The organism is Calidithermus chliarophilus DSM 9957 (genome assembly GCF_000430045.1).
Lineage (GTDB): Bacteria > Deinococcota > Deinococci > Deinococcales > Thermaceae > Calidithermus > Calidithermus chliarophilus.
In genome coordinates this window covers 71,960-77,959 of the sequence record NZ_KE387025.1, presented here as the reverse complement: position 1 = coordinate 77,959, position 6,000 = coordinate 71,960, and the positions used below count along the sequence as shown (strand labels likewise).

Here is a 6,000-nt window from a genome sequence, read left to right as displayed (position 1 = left end):
CGCATAAACTGCAAGGCCTCTGCGTGGAGTTTGCGCCGATTGCCTTTCTGGGGACGATCCGCCAGTCCCTCGAACTTCCGGCTTACCCAGGCATTCAGCGCTGCGCCAACCGTCCGCACGTGGCATCCGACATACCCGGCAATCCGGCTCATCTCCCAACGCTGGTTCGACAACCGAATCATCTGACTGCGCAGCCTCACCTTCTTGTTCATGTGGGGGCTTTGCTCGATAGCCCGCAGTTGTTCATCCTCTTCTTGGCTCAACTCAATGTACCGAAAGTTTCCCACTGTAAAAGTCTATCGTGAGTGTACTTAGAGGTGCTCGGTCTTGATGAAGTCGAGGCCGGCGTCGGCCAGGCGGCCCAGCAGCGCCACCAGGTCGTGGTGGGCCAGCTTCGCCCCTTCGCGCGCCATGAAGCGCCCGCGCCAGTGGTCGGTGCGGAAGGTCTCGGGGAAGCCGCCGGGCCAGACCTTGACCCCCCGGTTGGTGATCATCACCAGCTCGAGGCCCCCCGCCTGCGGCTGGAGCAGCCGAGCCAGCTCCTCGGGCCGCTGCCCGCGCCAGTTGAAGAACACGTCCACCCCCACCAGCTCCCTGCGGGCGGGCTCGCGGCGCGGCACCGGCGGCACCATCGGCCCGGGGCTCGGCGGGCCGAATCGGGCCGGTCGCAGGCGGCCGGGCTCCTGGCCCAGCCGCTCGATCACGGCCTGGGCGAATTCCTGGGTCCCCACCTTGCGCTCGCTGACCCGCTCATCGTAGATGTCGGCCGTGTGGACGCCGTCCTCGAGGGTCTTGAGCCAGGCGTTCTTGATGCGGGCGGCGGCCTCGGGCTGGCCGATGTGCACCAGCATGAGGATGGCGCCCTGCAAGAGCCCCGAAGGGTTGGCGACGCCCTTGCCGGCGATGTCGGGGGCGCTGCCGTGCACGGCCTCGAACATCGCCACCTCGTCGCCCACGTTGGCGCTGCCCGCCAGCCCCACGCTCCCCGCCACCTCGGCGGCGATGTCGGAGAGGATGTCGCCGTAGAGGTTGGGGGCGAGGATCACGTCGAAGCGCTCGGGCATCTCGGCCAGCCGCGCCGCGCCGATGTCGACGATCATGTGCTCCTTGGCGATCTCGGGGTACTCCGCCCCGACCTCGTCGAACACGCTGTGGAAAAGCCCGTCGGTGAGCTTCATGATGTTGTCTTTGGTGACGCAGGTGACCTTTCTGCGCCCGTTGCGCCGGGCGAACTCATAGGCGTAGCGCACGATCCGCTCGGTGCCGGGGCGGGAGATGAGCTTCAGGCACTGCACCACCTCGTCGGTCTGCTGGTGTTCGATCCCCGCGTAGAGGTCTTCCTCGTTCTCCCGCACGATAACGAGGTCGATGCTCTTGTGCTTGGTGGTGACGAAGGGCTCGTACGACTGCACCGGGCGCACGTTGGCGTACAGGCCCAGCGTCTTGCGCACGGTGACGTTGAGGCTCTTGTAGCCCCCGCCCTGCGGGGTGGTGATGGGGGCCTTGAGGAAGACGCGGGTGCGGCGCAGGCTCTCCCAGGCCGAGTCCTCGATGCCGCTGGTGGCCCCGCGCAGGTACACGCTCTCGCCGATCTCGATGACCTCGGGGGCGATCCGGGCGCCGCCGGCCTCGAGGATCCGCAGCACCGCGTCCATGATCTCGGGGCCGATGCCGTCGCCGTAAGCCACGGTGATAGGGGTCTTGCTCATCCCAAGCAGGCTAGGCGAAAGCCACCGCGCATACGGTATCTTGCGCTCCGGACACCTCGGGCTATTCTGCCCTAGAATCCGGGGCACATCAGCTCGAGCCCAGTCCCCCTGCCGCGTGGGCGCCGAAGCCCGGCTAGGCCTGAGGTGACGGGAACTGGGCGAAGTTCTGAGGGCACGGCCGCCGTGGCGCGGCTGCCGCTCGAGGCGCAGCGGGAAGGCCTCGCCCAGGACCTGCCGCATCATCGTCAGGCTCTTGCGCAAGGAGCTGCGTCCGTGGCCCGCGCCGGCCTCGGGCCAGAGCAACTCTGCCAGCCGGGCTCGAGGGCCAGGTAGGCCAGCAGGGCCAGGGCCTTGCGGGTCCGGAACGCCACCGGCCAGCCGCCACAGCGAACCTGCGGGCTGCCCAGCAACAAGACCTCGACCTCCGCCACGACGCTGCACCTCCGATCGCACGCTGCGGGAACGTTAGAGGACGATGTGAAATCGCCCGAATTCCAGCATGGGGCGGGTCCGGGGTGGCAGTGGCGTGCCGGGAGGGAGGGCCTGAGGGCCTGCCGCCCGCTGACCGAACGTCCGTGCCGAAGGTACAGGCAGGGACGGCAGAGCGGTGGCAGAACTCTCCACATTACCATCAGGAATAAAAATGGTATACTGAGTTCAGCATGGCAACGGTTCTGCGCAAGGAGGTTGAGCTGGGTACGGGAGGGCGGCTGGTGATCCCGCGGGAGATGCGCGAGGCCCTGGAGCTCTCCCCCGGCGACCGCCTGGTGCTCACGCTGAGGGAGGGGCGCCTCGAGCTGGTCACCCGGAGCGCGCGGGTGCGCGAGCTGCAGGGGGTCTTGGCCCGCCCGGACGGGCGGGATCTCACCGCCGAGCTGCTGGCCGAGCGTCGCGAGGAGGCCGAGGGCAAAGGGTGGTAGGGTGAGGGGGAGCGGCGGAGGGGTGGTCCTTGACGCCTCGGCGCTGATCGCCTTCCTGCGCGCCGAACCCGGGCACCTGCGGGTGGCCGAGGCGCTGGAGGCAGGGGCGGGGGCAGTGTCGGCGGTGACCCGCACCGAGGTGCTGGGCAAGCTGGTGGGCAGCGGGAGCTACACCGAGGGTGAGGTGCGGGGGGCCCTCGAGGCCCTCACCGACGTGCTGGAGGTGGTGCCCTTCGACCTCGAGCAGTCCGACCTGGCCGCCTTCTGGTACGCCCGGCGTCGGCCCTACAACCTCAGCCTTGGCGACTGCGTGTGCCTGGCTCTGGCCGAGGCTCGGGGGCTGGGGGTGCTCACCGCGGAGAGGGCCTGGGCCGGGCTGCCCAACCTGCGGGTCGCGGTCCACCCCGTCCGCTAGGCGTCCGCTCCCGGCCCGGGGAGATGCCCACGGGGCGGGGGTCACCGCCGCGCGTAGCGCCGCAGCAGCAGCCACAGCGGGAGAGGGCTAAGGGTGATGAGGACGAACAGCGGCCAGCCCCAGCCGTAGGACAGGCTGAGGTCGCGGATCAGCACCGCCCTGCGCGGGTCGCGCGGGTCGTAGTACACCGTCACCCGGGTGCCGCGCCCCCACCCCCGGGCCAGGGCGTCGGCGTCCACCGGGCCCACCGAGGTGCGCCTGCCCCGGTAGGTCTTCCCGCCCACCTCGTAGGCGTACTCGAAGCCGTAGGAGACCCCGCCCCGCAGCGTCGTGGCGGTGGCCCGCTCGATCATCCCCTCGGTGGCGGCGTAGCTCCGGGCGACGGCGTAGTTGTACAGGGCCTCCAGCGTCAGCAGGGCGATGACGGCCCAGACCATCAGGTACATGATGAGCACCAAGCAGGCGGTCGGCGACAGGCTCGAGAAGGTGGTGTTCTGGGATTTTCCCATGGGCTCAACTTAACCGTGTTCGGCCGGGGGTGCGGGGCGGGACCGCCAGGGTCCGGCCCACCCGGCGGGCTCAGCGGGGGGGCGTAGCGCCGGAGCAGCAGGTAGGCCAGGAGCGGGCTGAGGGTGAGGAAGAGGAACGCGGGCTACTGCCAGTCGCGGAACAGGCTGAGGTCGCGGATCAGGACCGCGTCGCGGGGTCGTGGGGGCCACGGCACCCTCCCTAGGCGACCACCTGGTTCTTGCCCCGGTGCTTGGCCTGGTAGAGCCGCTTGTCGGCCTCGGCCAGCATCCGCTCGTGGTTCTCCAGGCTGAGGTCGCTGCACACCCCCACCGAGAGCGTGACCCGCAGCTCGGGGTGGAGGGTGTGCCAGGGGTAGGCCTCGACCACCGCCCGCAGCTTCTCGCATGCCGCCCGAGCCTGCGCAGCGTCGGCCCCCGGCAGCAGCAGGGCGAACTCCTCCCCGCCGTAGCGGGCCACCACGTCGGCGGGGCGGGCGTGCTCGCGCAGCAGCCGGGCCACCCCCTTGAGCACCTCGTCGCCGACCATGTGCGAGAGGTGGTCGTTGATGCGCTTGAAGTTGTCCAGGTCGCACAGCGCCACGCTCAGCGGGCGGCCGTGGCGCCGGGAGTGCTCGAACTCCCGGGCCAGGGCCTCGTCGAGGTAGCGGCGGTTGAACAGCCCCGTCAGGCCGTCCTCCAGCGCCATGCGCTCGAGCCGCTGCAGCAGCGCGCCCTTCTGCCGGTCGGACTCCTTCAGGGCCGCGTGCAGCGCCTCGAGCTCGGCGTAGGCCCGCGCGAGCTCGGCGTTCTTGCGCCGCTCCAGCTCGGCCTCGCGGCGGGCCTGCTCGAGCCCGAAGCTCACCTGGAGGTTCTTGAGCTTGCGGCCGGAGGCCTCGTCGAAGACCTCGCGCTCCAGCTGGCGGCCGGCCTCGAGGTGCCCCAGCGCGGCCTCGAAGTCGCCCCGCTGCTTGTGGAGCTCGGCCAGGGCCAGGCGGGCCTCGGCCTCCTTGGGCCGGTTGACGCTGGCGCGGCTGAGCTCTTCGGCCTGCAGCAGCAGCGGGCCGGCCTCGTCCAGGCGGCCCTGCGCCACGTAGAAGCGCCCCAGGCACAGCACGGTCTCGACCGCCAGCGCCGGGAACTCCTTGCCCTGCAGCAGCTCGCAGGCCTGGCGGTGGCAGGCTTCGGCCTCCTCGAGCCGCCCCAGCTTCTCCAGCACCAGCCCCAGGTTGCTCAGCACCGCCCCGCGCATGCGCCGCTCGGGGGGCGCAGACAGCGACAGGGCCTCGCGCAAGACCCCCTCGGCCTCCTCCAGCCGCCCCAGGTTCTTCAGGTTGATCCCCATGTTGCTCAGCGCCGCCGCGCCCTCGAGGGGCCGCCCCAGCCGCCGGTGGGCCTCGTAGGCCCGGCGGTAGTACTCCAGCCCCTCCTCCGGGTGGCCGCTGCGCGAGTAGACGATGCCGATGCTGTTGAGGGCGCGGGCCTCGGCGGCGGGGTCGCCCAGGCGGGTGAACAGCTCGAGGCTGTCGATGAAGTGGGCCAGGGCCCGCTCGAAGTCGCCCAGGCTGTCGTAGACGATGCCCATGCCGCGCAGGCAGCGGGCGGTGTTGGCCAGGTCGCGCCCGGCTTCGAACAGCGCCAGGGCCTGCCGGAAGGCCTCGAGCGCCTGGGCCGGGTCCCCCAGCGCGGTGTGGGCGTAGCCCTGCTCGAGCCAGGCTGTGCCCTCGAGCCCGGCCTCCCCCAGCGCGCCCGCGAGCTCCCGGGCCTCCTGGGCCGCGGCCAGGTGCCCCGCGGGGTCGCGGTCCCCCTGTGCCTCGCACCACTCCAGCAGGAGCCTCAGGCGCTCACGGGGCTCGGAAGCCTGCCCCGGTCGGGGGGAGAGTTCGGGGGTGTCGGAACTCATGGAGCGATTATAAGGAGCCCGGGCCACCGGGCCGGGTCGGCGTGCACGCGGGCCCGCGAGGGGCCCGGCCCCTCACCCCCCGAGGCCGTGCCCCCCGGCCACCTCGGTCTCGTGCCGCTCGCCGAACCCGGCGATGAGCGGCCTGCCGCGCTCCACCGCCTGCCGGACGGAGGGCAGCGCCAGCGAGGCGCGGTGGCTTTCCCGGGAGTCCCACACCTCGGTGACCCAGAGCGCGTCGGGGTCGGCCGGGTCGCGCGCGACGACGTAGCTCAGGCAGCCCGGCATCCCCGCCGACCCCTCCAGAAGCACCGCGACCAACTCCTCCCGCCGCCCCGTCACGGCCTTCAACCTGCTGATCAATCCGTACATCCCCACCTCCGCCGGGCCCGCTGCGGGCGCCCGTGTCCGCTAACTAGCAAACCCGTAGCCTATAGTTGTGATTTAGGAGTAGATACGCTATAATCAGAATGTACACGGTTGATCTGCATTTTAGCGAATCGGCAAGGGGCGTTACAAGCCGCCTGCGGGCGGGAAAAGGAGGACCGGC

Annotated in this window: 7 protein-coding genes; 2 read left to right on the top strand and 5 right to left on the bottom strand. The window is 70.9% G+C overall.

Going from position 1 to position 6,000, the window contains the following annotated elements; all coding sequences use genetic code 11:
* The coding region (locus tag MEICH_RS29430) for a helix-turn-helix domain-containing protein (RefSeq protein WP_036219437.1) at window positions 1-287 on the bottom strand (287 nt) is incomplete at its 3' end.
* A 24-nt stretch (window positions 288-311) separates the two neighbouring features.
* Window positions 312-1,709 (bottom strand): NADP-dependent isocitrate dehydrogenase, encoded by a 1,398-nt coding sequence (locus tag MEICH_RS0115355; protein ID WP_027893359.1) that lies wholly within the window; start codon window positions 1,707-1,709, stop codon window positions 312-314.
* Between the two features lie 662 nt (window positions 1,710-2,371).
* On the opposite strand from MEICH_RS0115355, the gene MEICH_RS0115350 reads away from it, so the two are divergent.
* Both MEICH_RS0115350 and MEICH_RS0115345 read left to right on the top strand, forming a co-directional pair.
* Window positions 2,372-2,629, top strand: a complete 258-nt coding sequence (locus MEICH_RS0115350) for an AbrB/MazE/SpoVT family DNA-binding domain-containing protein (RefSeq protein WP_027893358.1) — start codon at window positions 2,372-2,374, stop codon at window positions 2,627-2,629.
* A 22-nt stretch (window positions 2,630-2,651) separates the two neighbouring features.
* Window positions 2,652-3,044, top strand: a complete 393-nt coding sequence (locus tag MEICH_RS0115345; protein ID WP_036219436.1) for a PIN domain-containing protein — start codon at window positions 2,652-2,654, stop codon at window positions 3,042-3,044.
* A 41-nt stretch (window positions 3,045-3,085) separates the two neighbouring features.
* Here MEICH_RS0115345 and MEICH_RS0115340 read toward each other — a convergent pair whose 3' ends face one another.
* The 3 genes from MEICH_RS0115340 to MEICH_RS0115330 form a co-directional block, all read right to left on the bottom strand.
* Window positions 3,086-3,553 (bottom strand): DUF3592 domain-containing protein, encoded by a 468-nt coding sequence (locus tag MEICH_RS0115340; RefSeq protein WP_027893356.1) that lies wholly within the window; start codon window positions 3,551-3,553, stop codon window positions 3,086-3,088.
* Between the two features lie 220 nt (window positions 3,554-3,773).
* Window positions 3,774-5,453: a diguanylate cyclase gene (locus MEICH_RS27290; protein WP_051304251.1), complete on the bottom strand. Its 1,680-nt coding sequence runs from the start codon at window positions 5,451-5,453 to the stop codon at window positions 3,774-3,776.
* A gap of 72 nt (window positions 5,454-5,525) precedes the next feature.
* Window positions 5,526-5,822: a putative quinol monooxygenase gene (locus MEICH_RS0115330; protein WP_027893355.1), complete on the bottom strand. Its 297-nt coding sequence runs from the start codon at window positions 5,820-5,822 to the stop codon at window positions 5,526-5,528.
* Window positions 5,823-6,000 lie beyond the last annotated feature (178 nt).

Coding starts and splice junctions, on each gene's coding strand:
- MEICH_RS0115350 (WP_027893358.1), top strand. CDS start 2,372: ATGGCAACGGTTCTGCGCAAGGAGGTTGAGCTGGGTACGGGAGGGCGG.
- MEICH_RS0115355 (WP_027893359.1), bottom strand. CDS start 1,709: ATGAGCAAGACCCCTATCACCGTGGCTTACGGCGACGGCATCGGCCCC.
- MEICH_RS0115340 (WP_027893356.1), bottom strand. CDS start 3,553: ATGGGAAAATCCCAGAACACCACCTTCTCGAGCCTGTCGCCGACCGCC.
- MEICH_RS0115330 (WP_027893355.1), bottom strand. CDS start 5,822: ATGTACGGATTGATCAGCAGGTTGAAGGCCGTGACGGGGCGGCGGGAG.
- MEICH_RS27290 (WP_051304251.1), bottom strand. CDS start 5,453: ATGAGTTCCGACACCCCCGAACTCTCCCCCCGACCGGGGCAGGCTTCC.